Source organism: Bartonella queenslandensis, assembly GCF_018155095.1.
Lineage (GTDB): Bacteria > Pseudomonadota > Alphaproteobacteria > Rhizobiales > Rhizobiaceae > Bartonella > Bartonella queenslandensis_B.
The window spans coordinates 1-16,484 of the sequence record NZ_NAAI01000012.1 but is presented as its reverse complement, the minus strand read 5'-3'; the positions used below and the strand labels follow the sequence as shown (position 1 = coordinate 16,484).

Sequence of the window (16,484 nt, the reverse complement as noted above, 5' to 3'; positions counted from 1 at the left end):
AGAAACCTTTCTCAAGCAGCCCCCCCAAAACAACCTCCTCAGTCCATCGCTTTCAGCCCCCCTTCAATATCAGCATATCTTTGACAAGATTTACGCGGTTAACCGTTGAATCTTTGCCCCGCATCGCGCTAATTTTTCTTCTAACCTCTCAAATCCACGATCAAGATGATAGACACGATTAACGATTGTTTCTCCCTTTGCAGCCAATGCCGCAATCACCAAAGAAACAGAAGCGCGCAAATCCGTCGCCATCACGGGAGCCCCTTGCAAGTTCTCTTTTCCATAGACAGTTGCCATCTGCCCATCGAGTTTTATCTCTGCCCCTAAACGATTGAGTTCTTGAACATGCATAAAACGATTTTCGAAAATCGTCTCTGTAATATGTGCAATTCCTTCAGCCCGTGTCATAAGTGCCATAAACTGCGCTTGAAGATCGGTTGGAAAAGCAGGATAAGGACCTGTTTTAATATCAACAGGCATAATTTTTGTGTTCCTTGGATTGCGTTTAACGTGAATACCGTGAGGTTCTATTTGAATCTCAAGTCCTGTTTTTTGAAGAACCTTAAGCACTGTTGTGAGATGATTAGGATTGGCATTTTTAAGAAAGACATCTCCCCCCGCCATAGCCACCGCCATTGCATATGTCCCCGCTTCGATTCGATCCGCAATGACTCGTATCCTCGTTCCTTTAAGTTTTTTTACCCCTTCAATATTGAGTGTTGTTGTTCCTTCACCGGTTATTTGAGCCCCCATGGCGTTCAAGGTTCGAATAAGATTTGTGACTTCTGGTTCACAAGCCGCATTCTCAAGAACGGTTGTTCCCTTTGCCATTGTCGCCGCCATCAGCAGCACATGAGTTCCCCCAACCGTAACTTTGGGAAAACGGTAGTGAGCCCCTTTTAATCCCTTTGGTGCTTTTGCATGAACATATCCATTTTTAATCGCAATATGAGCACCTAAAGTTTTCAGTCCTTCGAGGATAAAATCGACAGGTCTTGTTCCGATAGCGCATCCTCCAGGAAGCGAAACATACGCCTCGAAGCATCGAGCAAGCAAAGGTCCGATCACCCAAAAGCTTGCCCGCATTTTTTTCACCAATTCATATGGCGCCCGTGTTGTTGCTATTTTTTGCGCGGTAAAATGAATCGTTCTTGAATTGCCACCATCATCATTAAACTCTTGTCCATCCACGGCATATCCAACGCCATGATTATTAAGAATGCGAATAAGCAATTCAACATCAGCAAGATGAGGAATATTTTCTAAAGTAAGCGTTTCTTCTGTTAACAGCGCCGCAATCATCAAAGGCAATGCAGCATTTTTTGCTCCTGAGATAGGAATTGTTCCCTTAAGTTTTTCCCCGCCAACAATTTGAATAGAATCCATATGTTTTCCCTCTTTTCCTTTACACAATCTTTTCCAAAAGTTTTTTCCCTTTGGGAAAGTTATGCTTCACTGATCGTTTTTTAAAACGCATTCTAACGATGAGAACAAATTATTGAGAAGTTTGGTTGCAAAGATGCACTAAAAAAACATTTTTTTCACTTCAGAGCTCTGATTGCGCTCTTTTTCGACTTTGTTCTTTTCGACGTTTTAGATTTTGCCGCAATTGTTGTGCCAATCTTTCTTGACGTCGTTTTTGCTTTTCGTCTTGATGTTTCATTTCATCTTGCTTTTGTTTTTGATGCATTTGTGTCATTGCGCAACCTTTTGAGCAGTGTTGAGCTTCTATCCAAGCAACTCATGATCTTAAATATTAAGAGTATAAGAAATATTTATGTCATGACATAAGATACGTTTTCTTGCAAGAATATACAAATGTTCTCTTGCCTATTTTCTGACAATATGGCACAAGACAGCGCAAAGATTGAAAACGGCTGCGGTAGCTCAGTGGTAGAGCACTCCCTTGGTAAGGGAGAGGTCGAGAGTTCAATCCTCTCTCGCAGCACCATTTTATTCTTCTTTTGCCTCTTTCTTCTTCCCTATAAGCTTCTATTTTCCCTCACTTCCATCGGCTTCAGCAAATCCTCCACCCTTTAAAGCATGCGCTTTAATGGCTTTAAACTTAATGATCTCAATGATAACACTTAAATCTCCACAACGCTTTGTGTTATGTCAATGCGAACGGCTTTTGAAATTGACGCAACACGCCACGACACAAGAAATATCTTCCCCCTTCCATGGGCTTGTCCCTCTTTCTCTCATGTAAAATTCTCTCTCTTATCTCTTATGCCAAGCCTCACTGTTGTGACACCCTTTTCCCCTTGTCCCTCGTATAGATATTTTTTATTTTTGAATGTTTTTCCCCATAGGCCGTCCCCCATTTGTAATATGCGGACAAATGATTTTACTTAATTCAATATAAGAGAATTTGAATAAAAAGGTTTGCAATAAGAACATCTCACACTCTTTCGAGTTTTCATTCAATTGAAATAATCAATGATGATAAACGCATTTTTTGAACCACACCCCTTTGATCCCCTCGCCCCACGCAAATCATCACTTGGAACCGGCAAAACATCCTGGGTACGTCCTAAAATAATATGCCCTTGTTCCGTTATATAAAAATGAGAATAAGCTTCATCGATCTTATTCGTCATTGAGAACAGAGCCATTTCCATAACCTTCTCTCAACTTAATTTCCCCATTGCTTTCTATCCTTTGCAAGGAGAACCACAATACCCCCGCAATAAACCTTCAATAAGTTGCCAAACAATCCCATAAGCCAAACACCCCATGAGCCAGAAAATGACAGCCCACCTTTTCAAAGAAGATCCCTTATTGCTCATTTGATGCTCAACATTCTCCACGAGTCATCATCCACCCCTTTTTCAACACCCATCCTTTTTATACAAACTTTTTATACGAATACTGTAATTGATCCTGATAGCGTTATTCCTCTTTGAAGAAGAACCCGAAGAGCAAAAAATTCTTTCCCTCTCTGTTCTATGGAAATCAATCAGCCCCATGTCACTTACAATTCACAATCCAAAAGATCTGTATGGTGTGAAAAACTGTATAAGAAAAGCATGCCTTTTATGAAGAGATCCCCTGCTAATAAACGAGACGATGAATCATCTCAAGAACCACAGCCCCTAGCGCAATAAAATCCCTATCGCAATAAAGCCCATGTAGCAATATTGGAGACGAGCCCAAAATGGTGCGGGCTTACTTTTTCATAAAGTAAAAAGAGGATGCGCAATGTTTATAATCTCTGGGGTTTATAATTGACAGAGCTTTATCGTTATACCCCTCACGATATGATTCACAAACACCCGTATGAAGTTCACGAACGGCCAGCATGAAATGGGTGTGAAATGAGCTTAGAGCAAGATGTTTCTTTAAAACAAACGTGTGAATACGCAACAACAAATCTATTTTATTTGGAGTATTTTTTCCCCTATCCTCACTCTAGGACAACCGCCCCAACCATTTTTGTTACAGAGCCTACCTTATATTTTGTGCATATTTCCTGCTGTCATCTCTTCTCCAACGAACAAAAACCCCGCGCATGCGCGGGGTCTTAGTCCCTGCACCACACCCTTATTGAGATACAGAATGATCACTATCACCATTTTAATTAGATACATTTTTTACACATACTTCAACACAAAAAATAACACATATTGATTTATTCAACAGAAATCACTTAATAAAAGCGTGTCAGAAACAAAAGACAGTAAATACCCTATGTTTAAAGACTTTATTTTATTTGCTATAGCAATAAGCGCTGTTTTATTCACACATCATACAGCGCGTGGATGTACAAAAGATGAATTTTTTGTTGGAAGTACTTCTCCGATTAATTGTATTTCCAAAGAATATATAAAACAAAAAATAGAAAAAAAGATATCGGAACAAGAACGCGAAAAAGAATGGTTAAAGCTTGAAAAATTTTCTGTTCCTGCTTGTCCAAGTGGAGAATTTCCTGTTTATCGTGGTTTTTCTATTATCGATTGTGTTTTTAGAGGAAGAACTAAAACAAAATCGTTTTCATCAAGATAAAATCAATATCATGAAATTATCCATGCACTGGTTTATCGTAGGATTCATCATAACAACGATAATGTCGGCTCCCATTAGTATTCTTTGGCGTTTTAGATTTAAGGTTGCTGCTTGTTTATTTACAATAATGACAACTTTGGCTATTATTGTTGTCCCTTTTATATTTGATTTATCGTCTCTTTTTTAATCTATTTTTATAAAAAATCCTTCTGAATAGCATTAAGAACATCCCGTATTTTCAGGGGGGGTGAACTATATCTCCCCTCATTTAGATACCATATCCCCAAATACAGCCCCGCCATTCGATATGATTTTCTACATATTTTAAATCTTAAGATAAGACCTATTGATCTATTCAAAAGAAACCAGTTAAACGATCCTATAAAAATAAGAATGATAGATAAGTAGCAGTATTTAACGATAGTAAATAAAGACGATGACTATGGAATTCTTGTCGTACACTACGAATGCAGTGATAAACAGCTAAATTTTTCTTTTTATACATGAGCTCTGCAATAGCATCCTGATCATCATTCTAGTACCGAAGCTGAAAATTCAGAAAAATTTGTGAAGACTATGGAATTCTTAAAGCCCCTCAAAAGAGAGCTGCTTACAATCAGTTTTATCATAAAACTTTTAAAGATAATCACAAGACTTCTGAAATGAGTAGAAATTAAAAGAGCAAGCTACAAAATCATATCAAGTGCGTAATTTATAATATCGCGCGTGTAATTTTCATTCCTTATAACGCCTCTAATTTATGGTATAATTGCACTTTTTACGTGGAATATGACCCTAGGAATAATCAGGATAGGGGTATTTCTCATCAGTATAAAAAGATATTTGGTAAAGATGAGTAAATTGATATTCTGGTTCATACTCATACAAGCATTTTTAGTGTTTACGAGATTTATATGGAAAGTTATCTCATGAAAATGCTTTTGGAGCATATTAAGAGCAAGCCGCAGCACATTCACAAGGTGTGATAATTTTTGATCTTCTATAACAAGGAATTTTTGAGAGTTATAAAGGTTATAGGGTCTTTATCTGTTTTTTCCTTATTCTCCCGTTTTGCTCATCCCTCCATTTTCTCCCCCAACCTGCTCCTCAACCTTTTTCCCCTCCTTAACTCTCACACATTCTTTTTTTCATGCCGCTCCTTCTTTTTCCCCTATCGGCAAAAAAAGCGCCTCACACAATGAGTGAGCGCACAACTGGCTCTATTTTCTCCTCAATGAACACAATCACTCTAAGCTCCATTCTTTCATCAGTGAAAAAACACTTGTCTGAGAATATGGTCATCATGGGGGATCTTTCATTGCCGCCGAACACGTCATATAAAAGCGGCCAGAGCCGCGCGCCCATCACCCCTTCTCTCACATCTTCCCCCAAACGACTTCCTTATCTCTCGCTTGGGCGCCCCCCTCTGAAAAATCTTCCGCCATTTTCCCAAGCAATCTTTGTCACGCGAAATTTCTGACACCCTCCCCATCTGTTTTTCCGCCTTTCTCTTTCCTTGTGACTAAATCTTGCTCCTCATCAACGCTGCACAAGATCCTCCTCTTGCGCGCCTTATTCTTGTTTTTCCCTCCCGCAGACGCTTTGTCTTCATTCCAATCCCCCTTTCTTTCCCCTCCTTCAAAACACTGTCTGTTTTTATTCTAAAGCCTGTCTCGAAACGCTTAATGTGCTGTACCATCTTCTCTAAAGCCTCATTAAAACGATCAATTTCATTTTCCAGCTTGCTGATATAGGCTTCATCACGATAAGCCCGTTTAATTAAAGGAGGCATATCCGGCCAATAAAGCATTAAATCTACCCATTCGCGTTGCGAAATCCATAACCCTCCTTGACATTGTGCTTTATGTTCTTCTGGAAAACCCTTTTTCATGAAATGAGGAATCAAAATTTCAGGTTTTTTTGTTTTAATTTCCAACAATCCATTTTTTCCCACAAAAGCATCAGGAGAAAATCCTTTCCTGCGATCATCTGCTAACACAAAGCCAATACATTCTGGTTCTGTCTGTGTCAGTTTTCCATAAAGCTGTCGTGCGCTTGGTTCTAATTCTGTCCCGCGTCGCTGAGAAAGCGTATTCCCTTCTTCAACGGTTTTTCCAGTCATTCTTTCTCCCGCCAATTTCATCATCACAGCATGATATCGTGATGTTTTTTGCCCCTGTTTTTTTTGTGCCATAACCATCTCAAACAAAGAAGCCGTAATCAAACCATTACGCGCTTTCTGCCATTCCTCTGTTCCCTGAATACAATCGATAATGATTGGCATAATCTTTTTCCCCTTGATCTGATGCTGCTTTACAGCATATCCTCTTTGAAACATCACACTTTATATTTCCCCTACACGAGAAACATCTTATTCATACGGCTGAAAATGCAAGAGATGCCTCCTTACAACCCACAAGTGTCCCCGCAAGCGCCTCACACATATTCTTTTTCTCATGTCTCCACCTCCTTTTTCATACTGATCAAAAATTCCTCAAACAGCTCCTCTCACATAGAGGAAAACATAACGCCCCCTTCTCTCAGCTGTGAAAATACTTGGGCGGCAAGTTGGTCATCATGGGGGGCTCTCATTTCCCCCCCCCCGAACGCGCTGTTTCTCCCCCTCTTTCCATCCTGCTATTGCACGACAGAAAAATCATGACAGCAATATTCTTCCTCCAAATTTTTTGCCATAGACAGAGCTACCTCTTGCGAAATGAAAAGAACAGCATTGTTTTTTTGTGGTTCGAGTCTGATGAGATTTCGAGTCTTTCCAGCATAATAAAGTGGAAAGCCTTGATAAGAAGTCTTAAGATAACTTGGCATGATTACCACCAATAATCTGTCAAGACATCACAGGGACGTAAACGATGTTGTTTTTCATAAGAGCCATAGAGATTATCTTCATAATCACACGCCACTCTTTCGTCTAAACACGCATGATAGGCTTCACTATTCAAAATGAAGGGCTGCAATTGTGTATTTTCTTCATTTATTTCGTAATTTTCAGCATAAAAATCAGCGATTTGTTCTGTAACATCTTCAGCATGATTGGTTGTAAGATCGAGTCGTAACACTTTATAAACAGTTTCAGATTCTTCAATCAGTTCGAGCACTTCTTCGATTTCGTCGATTGGTCCTTCATAGGCATCAGGCCTTTCGTCTTCGCAAAGAATGATAATAATTTCATCCTCTTTAACGAATGGAATATTTTTCATGATTTTCCCCCTTTAGATAGTTGATAAAGCTTAGCTTCATCTTGACAAGATCAAATATAGCGTTAGTCTTATATCCTCTATAAGGGATGTGTCAATCATTTTATCCTTCATAAAAGATATATTTTAAGTCTTTGCGGGGCTCAAATGACAGATATAAATAAAGATCTTTTGTTTCTATTCCCCTCATATTCTTTTGTTGTTCTCTATTTGTTCTTATTCAATTGCAATGATAAACACACAGGAGAGGTAAAATGAGTGATATAATATTAATAGAATACTGGAGTCGTCTTGATTCAAAAGCACAGAAGGAAGTTATTTTGAAGCTTCGCCAAAAGGTCGCCGCAAAAGAGTCAAAATTGCCTGTCTCTCTTCCGGAGAGAGTTTTGAAATGAGCTCTAGAAATTCTTTATCTTCAGGGCTTGCGCCCTTACCATAAAGAATATAATTCATACTGATATCAATTTCGTGACAAATTCGCGAGAGGGATTCTATTGTTGGTTCTTTTCCTTCAGAAAGGATAGAATGGAGGTATCCCGCCCCTTTACCGGCAGCGAGGGAGATGGATCTCTTTGATCGTCCACTTTTTTCCAAAGCGGTCCTTAATCTTTTACGCCAACCATCGATATTCATAATTCACCATATAGCGCGTCTTTTGAAAAAAACACGTCCTTTTTACAAAACGGGCTTGCAATATCCTCTAAAAAGGATAAAATTAAGGAAACAAATTTTATTTTTCAGGGGGAAATAAAAGATGATTTTTCGCTTATAAAAATACTTTAACCACACCATAGAATACAAAGAACTATCTCCAAAAGCGGCGAGATTGAGAAGTATTGTTCTCTTTATTTTTTCTATCATCGCAATCTCAAATTATCGTTTTCATGCCCTTCAAGCACGCCCACTCATTTATAAACGTCATAAAGAAGCCGCTTAATCTCGTCATTAAACAGAGCCAAACGCCACACGAGTTAAATTTCTGTTTGCGCTTTTAACGTTAACGAAACTGTATAAGAAAGAAGATTGCTGTATGAAACAAGCTGATCAACAAGAAACTCCTCACTATGAATCGTCTAGGCTTCCATATGTTTGTTGGTATCAAAATGATTTTCTAGGAGGAGTTCGTGGCATGCGCGCCCACGAGATTGGAATTTATACGATTCTTCTCAATGAAATGTATGCACGCGGTCGCCCTCTAGAAATATCGGAAGAACGTTTAGCGCGTCTTTGCGGTTGTGACAAGCGAACTTTTGTTAATGTTTTAGAAATGCTCATCCAAGAGGGTAAGATTTTAAATTTAGCCAATGGATTATGGAACCAGCGTTGCGAAAATGTTTTTCAAGAGCGTGAAAAATTGCTTGAAAAAAAATCTTTTGCGGGTCGAACTTCGGCAAAAAAGCGTAAGAAAATCAATGCTGAGATTCAGCAACTGCTTAACGAGCAGACAAAAGATGATGAACAAAATTTAGAAGCTCAAAAGGCAGAAGAAAAGGAAACACCTGTCGGTGTTTCAAAAAAGAACATGTTGTTTGATGAGTTAGAATCTGCCCACTCCAGCCCGGAGAGTTTTGAACAAAGCGCTCAATCTCCCACTTTGGCTTTTTCTTCCTCTGTTATCTCTCTTCCTCCAGAAGAAACAGAGCACGAAAAGGCTTCTCCCAACGATCCCCCAACAGAGGGCTCTTGCGCTCCGATCACACAAATTGTCCCCCGAAAAGCGACAACAAGCCTCGACCATCTCCCGCCCTCCAGCTTTTCAACATTCCCCCTGCCTTGCACCAACAAAAAACCTACCATTGCCAGCATTCCCAAAGGACACCGTCTTCCAGAAGCTTGGCAAGCAGACATCCAGGCAGCCGTTTCAGAAGGCTTGAGTGAGAGCCAAGCTCATTGGCAAGCCAAAAAGTTTCGCGATTATTGGCAAGCCAAGAGCGGCAAAGAAGCCCTCAAAGCGGATTGGCAAGCCACATGGCGCAACTGGTTTCGCCGTGAGATCGAACGGCTAGAACAGCAAAAACAGGAGCGGATCTCCCCTCTCCCCTCTGAAAGCAGCGATAGCCTTTACCGCAGTCTGATCAACTATAGCGACACGTGTTGACCTCACACGCGAAAGCACTTTCTCAAGCAAACACGGGGAGGGCACAAATGTTTCAAAACCATAAACAAACCAGATCAGACAACCCAGAGCACAACGGCAGGCATCCAAACACCCCGTGGAGAGACCATTCACACAGTAAAACGCATCACCATCATCCCCTCTGCTCTCCTCACAACAGCGCGATACCCCCCACGCCTCTCCCCATCCCCTTCCTCTTTCACGAACATGACGCCCACCACCCACAAGACCCCACTTCTCATGCAAGCAAACAGACATCAACATAGCCGTATCAGAAACGTTCAACAAAGAGCAATCCCTTCAAACAACACCCCCCACGCCTCTCCCCATCCCCTTCCTCTTTCATGCACATGACGCCCACCACCCGCAACACCGCACTTCCCATGCAAGCAAACAGACATCAACACAGCCGTATCAGAAACATCCAACAAAGAGCAGCCCCTTCAAACAACACCCTCTAGCCTCTCGCCATCCCTTCCTCTTTCACGAACATGACGCCCACCACCCGCAACACCCCACTTCCCATGCAAGCAAACAGACATCAACATAGCCGTATCAGAAACGTTCAACAAAGAGCAGCTCCTTCAAACAACACCCTCCACGCCTCTCGTCATCCCCTCCTCTTTCACGAACATAACGCCCACCCACAAGACCCCGCTTCCCATGCAAGCAAACAGACATCAACACAGCCGTTTCAAAAACATCCAACAAAGAGCAATCCCATGAGCCAACCCAAAAGTTTCGCAATTATTGGCAAGCCAAGAGCGGCAAAGAAGCTCTCAAGGCAGACGAGTAATCCCCATAGCCCCACTGGTTTTGCCATGAGATCGAACGATGAGAACAGCAACACACACCCTTGAAAAAAACGAATATATCACGAATAACCATGAGCACAATTTTTGAAATCAAACAAAAGCTTATCGCACAAGCAGATCAGATCGCAGAAATGCTTCTTCCCCAAGGACATAAACGCGGCAACAATTGGCTTGTCGGCAACACCCGCGGTGAAGCCGGTCAAAGTTTATCGATTTGCTTAAGCGGCAGTAAAGCAGGCCTTTGGTATGATTTTGCAGAAGGTATCGGAGGCGATATTTTAGACCTTTGGTGTGCAGTCAAAGGCATCAGTCTCTCTCAAGCATTAGAAGAAGCACGCACAACTCTCAATCTGACACGCCCCAAACCCTTTATGGTCCCTCATCGTTCCTACCGCCGTCCACCGATTCCTAAAGGGTGTACCCCGCAAAATCTCGTAAAAAACTATCTCCATAAAGAACGCCGCATTCCTCTAGAGGTTATAAAGCGTTACCGCATAGGAGAAGAGAACGAAAAAATCATTTTCCCCTTTTATAAACCTGATGGTACCCTTGCTTTAGTCAAAGAACGACTCGCTCAAGCGGGAGCAAAAACAAAACCTACAGTAGCCCAATGTGAACCGATTTTATTCGGTTGGCAAGCCCTTTACCCCATCCACCCCACCACGCACGTATCGCACCCCGCGCCCTCAACAGCCCACACCGCCACGCATGCACCCCAACCCGCACCTTCAGCAACCCAAGCGCCCACGCACACATCGCACCCCGTGCCCTCAACAGCCAACGCCACCACGCACACATCGCACCCCGCACCCTCAACAGCCCACACCACCACGCATGCACCCCAACCCGCGTCTTCAACAGCCCACACCGCCACGCACACACGCCACCCCGCGCCCTCAACAGCTAGCGCCACCACGCATGCACCGCCCCCCGCGCCCTCAACAGCCAACACCACCACACACACACCGCACCCCGCGCCCTCAACAGCTAGCGCCACCACACACACATCGCACCCCGCGCCCTCAACAGCTAGCGCCACCACACACACATCGCACCCCGCGCCCTCAGATCACACGTCGTTTCCCACGCTTTCTTCAACAAACCGGACAATTGTCATCACGGAAGGGGAAATTGATGCGCTTTCGCTTGCCGCCTATGGATATCCGGCGGTTTCTGTACCCTTTGGAGGCGGAAGGGGGGGTAAGCAAAACTGGATTGAAAATGAATTTGATCATTTAGAAGCTTTTGAAACCATTTTTTTAGCCACCGATATGGACCAAACCGGAGAAGAAGCCGCCCATGAAATTGCCAGCAGGCTTGGACGTCACCGTTGCTACCGTGTTCGTTTACCCCGCAAAGATGCCAATGACTGTTTAACGGCAGGAATTGATGCTGCCACCATAAAAGCAGCTTTTTCTTCAGCAAAAAGCTTTGCACCAGAAGGTTTACGGCGCGCCTCAGACTATAAAGATCAAGTGATTGGGCTATTTTGGCCAGAACCTGAAAAACATCTTGGCTATACGGTTCCCTATCCTAAACTGAAGGATAAATTGCATTTTCGCCCTGCAGAATTAACGCTGTGGAGCGGTGCCAGTGGGGCAGGCAAAAGCCAATTGTTGTCCGACTGTATTCCCCATTGGATTGCGCAAAACAGCCGTCTTTGCTTAGCCTCTTTAGAGATGAAAGGAGAACAATCCCTCCGGCGTTTAGCGAAACAAACGGGCGGCTTAGAAAAGCCTACAAAAGAGACGATTGAACGCATTTTGCATTTTTTAGACGATGGACTTATTCTTTATGAACATGTTGGCAAATCAAGTGTCGACACCTTGCTTGATGTTTTTGACTATTGCCGTGCGCGCTATGGTTGCGATCAATTTATTATCGATAGTCTCATGCGGCTTGGCATTGCCTCCGATGATTATGCAGGACAAGAACAAGCGGTTTATAAAATGGTTGATTGGGCTGTTTTAAACAGTGTGCATATTCATCTTGTCGCCCATGCCCGCAAAGGGGGTCTGGATAAAGATATCCCTGGGACAGAAGATATTAAAGGCGCCTCAGAAATTGGTGCGAATGCTTTTAACATCATCACCATTTGGCGCAACCGCTCGTTAGAAGACAAAATCTTTGCTGCATCATTGCAAGAAGAAAAAGCAGATTTAGTCAAACGTCCCGGCGTCATTATGAATATTGCCAAACAACGTTCCGGCGATTTTGAAGGCAAAATAGGTCTTTGGTTTGATTCCCAAACCTATCGCTATCGCTGTTCTTTTGACACCCCCTTCCCCCCACGGCGTTATCTTTAACACCCCATCAACACCACTTTCTTTAAAAATGCCTTCCCCTTCACACACACAGCCTTCACTCCCTGATAAATCAAAATAAAGAGAAATGTTCTTATAGCGGTCAATACATCATCATTTGAGAACCAAAGCCAGCTCAATCCCAGATGCTTCGCTCCCAAAGAAACAAAGAAAAAGAAAACGGCCATAATGCAGATAAAAAGTACAAAATCCAAAACACGCAACGACCTCTGCAACACCATATTGCTCTGTTCGCCTATAAAGAACCCCAAGAGCAGCTTCAACAAGACAGCAAAGATCAACACCTTCAAGAACATCTCCCTGACACTATTCATATCCCTGACACCCACAGCAAAAAGTATAATGAGAACAACCATCAGACAACAAAACATGGACCACCTCACGCAGACTTGCCAAGCAACCGGCAGACTCCCCACACCCCAATGCAGCAAACCAAGGATAGCGCCAAAAATGCAGGAAAATACCGCCACCTTTAACAACAGCTCCCCGCTAACAGCGCGCTCCCCTATTCCCACAGAAAGAAAACCAAGGTAAAGAGCAAGGACGCCGTAAAAGACCACCCACCTACCAAAAAAACGCCACCTTGTAACCCCACGGCGCGCAGCCAGCTTCATCAATAAAACCAAGGCAACAGCAAAAAGGCAAACAAACCCCAACAACAGCAAAAACCACAACCCCTGCGTCATTTCTATCTCCCCACAATAATAAAATGAAAGAAAAGGCCCTCAACGCAACAAAATGCCCATTCTTTTTAAGCCTCTCCCCAGCATCAGACCAACACATCTCATCCCTTCATGAAAAAAAGCGCTCATAAAATGAACAAGAAATACAAAAATACCGATTGATACCCACTTATTGGAGAACCAAAGCCAAGTCAAACCCAAATGCTCGGCTTGCTTACAAACACACTCAGCAACAGCGACAAAATGAAGCCAATCAGCCCCCTCTTGAAGAATAAACCCTTCGTTAACCCCGCCGCTGCATTTCTTCATAACCAAACATCAAGGAAAATACAGGGAATGCCCATTAAGCCTCAAGACCGCCCCCATGCCCCACGGACACACGCCAACACATGTCTTCCACCATCCCCCCTTTTTCCATGAATCCAAGCAACATTTTTTTAACAAGAATCAAATGATATTTTAAGGAGATGATATGACCCATCAAGAGAAAAAAAACACGCACCTTCTTGAGCCTCAAGAGAAAAACCTCCAAGAGAAAGAAAAGCACATAGGTCATTTAAAGACACAAGAAATCCCCTTTGAAACGAGCAATCCTTATTTTCAGCCCACGCATCCAGAAAGTTCCAGCAACCCGCGCACCATCAAAGCTATTGTCAATGCACAAAGCCGTCCCATTGCACTTTTATATGCGAAAGGACATCTCAGTAAGGCACAATATAAAGCCGCAGAACGTTTTTATTTTTACTGGCGCCACAGTCAAGCAGACCTCCACATGAGCCTTGACACCACCCGTGAAAAAGTTGCTTGTAGCCAAGGGTATACGCACCCCATTGAACAGCAAATAGAAGCCTGCAATCATTTAAAAACAATCAAAGTACAACTTGGTATTCTAGGCTATTCGCTGCTTGAAAGGGTTATCGGTTATGGACAAGCGATCAAAGAATTAACTTCTTCAAAACGAAAACAAAACTCCCTTGCCGATCATTTACGAGATTGTTTAGACTTGTTAGCCTTTCATTGGGGATATGCAAACCATAAACATTCTGAATAATTCCCTTAACCCTTCAGGAGAACATAATTTGTCCCTTCAGGGAAACATTCTATGTTCTCCTCTCTAAAGGAGGATTCCCCTCGCCGTGCGACAGTCCAAACAGCTTCCCCCCTTGCGCCCCCCCCATCCCACCACATTTTAAAGGACGCAAAGCTGCTCACAAAACCCTTGCACTCAAGGGAGAATTCCCCATGCCCGCGCGGCAGTCAAAACAGTTCTCCCCCCTTGCACTCCCATCCCACCACATTTTAAAGGACGCAAAGCTGCTTAAAGGGCGCCAGACTGCCCACAAAATCCTTGCGTCCAAAATGCATGCTCTTAAAAAAAAACAAAGCGCCTTACTCTCCACCGATTTATAACCACGAGGTGCTCTCTTTGTTCGGTTTGTTATTGAAGAATAAAGAGAGTTACAGGCGTCATAACAGCTTTAAATACTTACATGACATTGAATTGCAAAATAAACATTCAATAAACAAAAAGTATTCATGATGTTTTAAGGCACGAATGACAAAATTTTCCTTTTTAAAGAAGTATTTTTATCTTGCTCTATGTTCAATTCTCTGCTACTACTAGAGAAGTAAGTCTTCTAAGTGTGAATTTTTGTATTGAGTATGTTTTTTTAGATTCACCTTTTTTTGATATTTTTTACTACCGAATGTTGGAAATTCTCCTTATTATTGCCTTCTGTTTGAAGCAGAGGGCTTTTTTTATGACTGTATTGTCTTAAATCTTATGAACTTTGTGATCTTCTTTCATAAGATCTTCCTGCAACAGAGACCCTTCTTTTGTCAAATGGACTTAAATTATCCTTCCCCAAAAGACGAGCGTTCTTCACTCAATTGGAGCTGCAACAATCTGGATTTTTATCTCTCTTGATCTTCCCACGCACTTTTGGTTTTTCATGGTAAGGGATTGATCTAAAACTTGAGAGCGCGATAAGCGCATCTAAAAATATTCACCACGCCTTAAAAAAACACTTCCCCCCAAAAATACCTCATTGTATCACGCAGGCTCCTTTATCTCCTCTTAAATGAACAAGGGCTTTTACGGTATACACTGTTTTACGATACAATAGAATCACCGATATTTTTTCTTTATCGTTGGAAAATCAACACAGTATTTTATCATGACAATGGGGTGTCTTCTGTTCTTTATCTTAGAAACCTCAAAATAAGAGAGCCAACTACTTTAGGCTTCTTATATTTCAACTCTGTTTTATATTGAATTCATCAAACCACCTCCTCACCCGTTCCAAGCAGGAAAGCCCGTGTAAAATAAAACACTTCAAAGATAAAGAATCACAGTATCTCTTAATCAATACTCTCAAGCTTCAAGAATCATCATCACCCAAAAAACGCGCCCCAAGGGCCGTCATGACCCCAAGAATCGGCATAAACCCAAGGACCGGCATAAACCCAGCATAAACATTGTACACTGACAAAATGTATGACGCGTGCCACCTTGCTCTTTCCTATGATAAAGCAGCGTTCTTTGAAATTTTATTTAAGTCATTGAAATAACTGAAATATTAAACCAATACAATTAACACAATCAAAAGCCAAACTGTATAAAAATGCTTCCTAAATCTTGTATGATTCAATAAAATCAAAAAAAAAACAAAAAAAAAGCACAAAAATATCTTAATTCTCATAGAGATCTCAGTCTTCGTTACGATCACATTGATCAGTGAGTCTTATCCTATAACCCTCTTAAATATAGGAGACAAAATAACTATCTATAATAAATGTAAAAACCGATAGAGATAAAATAGAACACAAATCTCTTGGGCTTTCTCTTTATTTGAGATATGCCTTTTCCTATGGATGCACTCTGCCCTCTAAAGAGTGCATCCTTCCCCTCAAGGGATACAGCCTTACTCTCATAAGGCATGGTCCCAATCTCATAGAGGATGCACTCTGCCCTCAAAAGAGTGCATCCTTCCCCTCAAGGGATACAGCCTTACTCTCATAAGGCATGGTCCCAATCTCATAGAGGATGCACTCTGCCCTCAAAAGAGTGCATCCTTCCCCTCAAGGGATACAGCCTTACTCTCATAAGGCATGGTCCCAATCTCATAGAGGATGCACTCTGCCTTCTAAAAGAGTGCATCCTTCCCCTCACGGGATACAGCCTTACTCTCATAAGGCATGGTCCCAATCTCATAGAGGATGCACTCAGCTCTTCACAAGAGTGCATCCTTCCCCTCACGGGATACAGCCTCACCCTCATAAGGCATGTATCCAATCTCATAGAGGATGCACTCTGCCCTCAAAGA

17 protein-coding genes and 1 tRNA gene are annotated in these 16,484 nt (G+C 42.2%); 6 read left to right on the top strand and 12 right to left on the bottom strand.

The window, feature by feature from the left end; translation table 11 throughout:
• Positions 1–90 precede the first annotated feature (90 nt).
• Together murA and B5V81_RS07500 are read right to left on the bottom strand one after the other, a co-directional pair.
• The gene (murA, locus tag B5V81_RS07505) at positions 91–1,386 is read right to left on the bottom strand and encodes a UDP-N-acetylglucosamine 1-carboxyvinyltransferase (protein WP_212112917.1); all 1,296 of its coding nucleotides are present in this window, start codon (positions 1,384–1,386) and stop codon (positions 91–93) included.
• Between the two features lie 160 nt (positions 1,387–1,546).
• Complete coding sequence (locus tag B5V81_RS07500; RefSeq protein ID WP_212112916.1) at positions 1,547–1,699, bottom strand: hypothetical protein; 153 nt, start codon at positions 1,697–1,699, stop codon at positions 1,547–1,549.
• A 177-nt stretch (positions 1,700–1,876) separates the two neighbouring features.
• Here B5V81_RS07500 and B5V81_RS07495 point away from each other — a divergent pair.
• Positions 1,877–1,951: transfer RNA gene (locus tag B5V81_RS07495), tRNA-Thr, on the top strand.
• Positions 1,952–2,423: 472 nt separating this feature from the next.
• Here the strand turns inward: B5V81_RS07495 and B5V81_RS07490 are convergent.
• Positions 2,424–2,615, bottom strand: a complete 192-nt coding sequence (locus tag B5V81_RS07490) for a hypothetical protein (RefSeq protein ID WP_212112915.1) — start codon at positions 2,613–2,615, stop codon at positions 2,424–2,426.
• Positions 2,616–3,660: 1,045 nt separating this feature from the next.
• Here B5V81_RS07490 and B5V81_RS07485 point away from each other — a divergent pair.
• Complete coding sequence (locus tag B5V81_RS07485) at positions 3,661–4,005, top strand: hypothetical protein (RefSeq protein ID WP_212112914.1); 345 nt, start codon at positions 3,661–3,663, stop codon at positions 4,003–4,005.
• 1,522 nt (positions 4,006–5,527) lie between these two features.
• Here the strand turns inward: B5V81_RS07485 and B5V81_RS07480 are convergent.
• The 4 genes from B5V81_RS07480 to B5V81_RS07465 form a co-directional block, all read right to left on the bottom strand.
• Positions 5,528–6,289: a lambda exonuclease family protein gene (locus B5V81_RS07480; protein ID WP_212112913.1), complete on the bottom strand. Its 762-nt coding sequence runs from the start codon at positions 6,287–6,289 to the stop codon at positions 5,528–5,530.
• Between the two features lie 353 nt (positions 6,290–6,642).
• Positions 6,643–6,831: a hypothetical protein gene (locus tag B5V81_RS07475; protein WP_212112912.1), complete on the bottom strand. Its 189-nt coding sequence runs from the start codon at positions 6,829–6,831 to the stop codon at positions 6,643–6,645.
• A 2-nt stretch (positions 6,832–6,833) separates the two neighbouring features.
• Positions 6,834–7,223 (bottom strand): hypothetical protein, encoded by a 390-nt coding sequence (locus B5V81_RS07470; RefSeq protein WP_212112911.1) that lies wholly within the window; start codon positions 7,221–7,223, stop codon positions 6,834–6,836.
• Between the two features lie 312 nt (positions 7,224–7,535).
• Entirely contained in the window at positions 7,536–7,853 is a 318-nt protein-coding gene (locus B5V81_RS07465) for a helix-turn-helix domain-containing protein (protein WP_212112910.1), read from the bottom strand.
• 397 nt (positions 7,854–8,250) lie between these two features.
• On the opposite strand from B5V81_RS07465, the gene B5V81_RS07460 reads away from it, so the two are divergent.
• Positions 8,251–9,318 (top strand): YdaU family protein, encoded by a 1,068-nt coding sequence (locus B5V81_RS07460; protein WP_212112909.1) that lies wholly within the window; start codon positions 8,251–8,253, stop codon positions 9,316–9,318.
• Between the two features lie 299 nt (positions 9,319–9,617).
• Here B5V81_RS07460 and B5V81_RS07455 read toward each other — a convergent pair whose 3' ends face one another.
• From B5V81_RS07455 to B5V81_RS07450, 3 genes are read right to left on the bottom strand one after another with little or no spacing between them, the layout of a single operon-like run.
• On the bottom strand, positions 9,618–9,767 hold the full coding sequence (locus B5V81_RS07455) for a hypothetical protein (protein WP_212112908.1): 150 nt from the start codon (positions 9,765–9,767) through the stop codon (positions 9,618–9,620).
• 12 nt (positions 9,768–9,779) lie between these two features.
• Positions 9,780–9,905, bottom strand: coding sequence for a hypothetical protein (locus tag B5V81_RS09060; protein WP_280528008.1), 126 nt, complete (start codon positions 9,903–9,905; stop codon positions 9,780–9,782).
• Positions 9,892–10,047, bottom strand: coding sequence for a hypothetical protein (locus tag B5V81_RS07450; RefSeq protein WP_212112907.1), 156 nt, complete (start codon positions 10,045–10,047; stop codon positions 9,892–9,894). Before B5V81_RS07450 ends, B5V81_RS09060 begins: the two co-directional genes overlap by 14 nt.
• Positions 10,048–10,222: 175 nt before the next feature.
• Here B5V81_RS07450 and B5V81_RS07445 point away from each other — a divergent pair, with 175 nt between their 5' ends.
• Complete coding sequence (locus tag B5V81_RS07445) at positions 10,223–12,457, top strand: toprim domain-containing protein (RefSeq protein WP_212112906.1); 2,235 nt, start codon at positions 10,223–10,225, stop codon at positions 12,455–12,457.
• On the opposite strand, the gene B5V81_RS07440 is transcribed toward B5V81_RS07445, so the two are convergent.
• Positions 12,454–13,161: a hypothetical protein gene (locus B5V81_RS07440; RefSeq protein ID WP_212112905.1), complete on the bottom strand. Its 708-nt coding sequence runs from the start codon at positions 13,159–13,161 to the stop codon at positions 12,454–12,456. The genes B5V81_RS07445 and B5V81_RS07440 overlap by 4 nt on opposite strands.
• Before the next feature lie 39 nt (positions 13,162–13,200).
• Positions 13,201–13,467 (bottom strand): hypothetical protein, encoded by a 267-nt coding sequence (locus tag B5V81_RS07435; protein WP_212112904.1) that lies wholly within the window; start codon positions 13,465–13,467, stop codon positions 13,201–13,203.
• A 163-nt stretch (positions 13,468–13,630) separates the two neighbouring features.
• Between B5V81_RS07435 and B5V81_RS07430 the strand changes: the two genes are divergently transcribed.
• Complete coding sequence (locus B5V81_RS07430; RefSeq protein WP_212112903.1) at positions 13,631–14,209, top strand: hypothetical protein; 579 nt, start codon at positions 13,631–13,633, stop codon at positions 14,207–14,209.
• Positions 14,210–16,118: 1,909 nt separating this feature from the next.
• Positions 16,119–16,484, top strand: a 366-nt coding sequence (locus B5V81_RS07425) for a hypothetical protein (RefSeq protein ID WP_212112902.1), incomplete at its 3' end; no start/stop codon positions are given.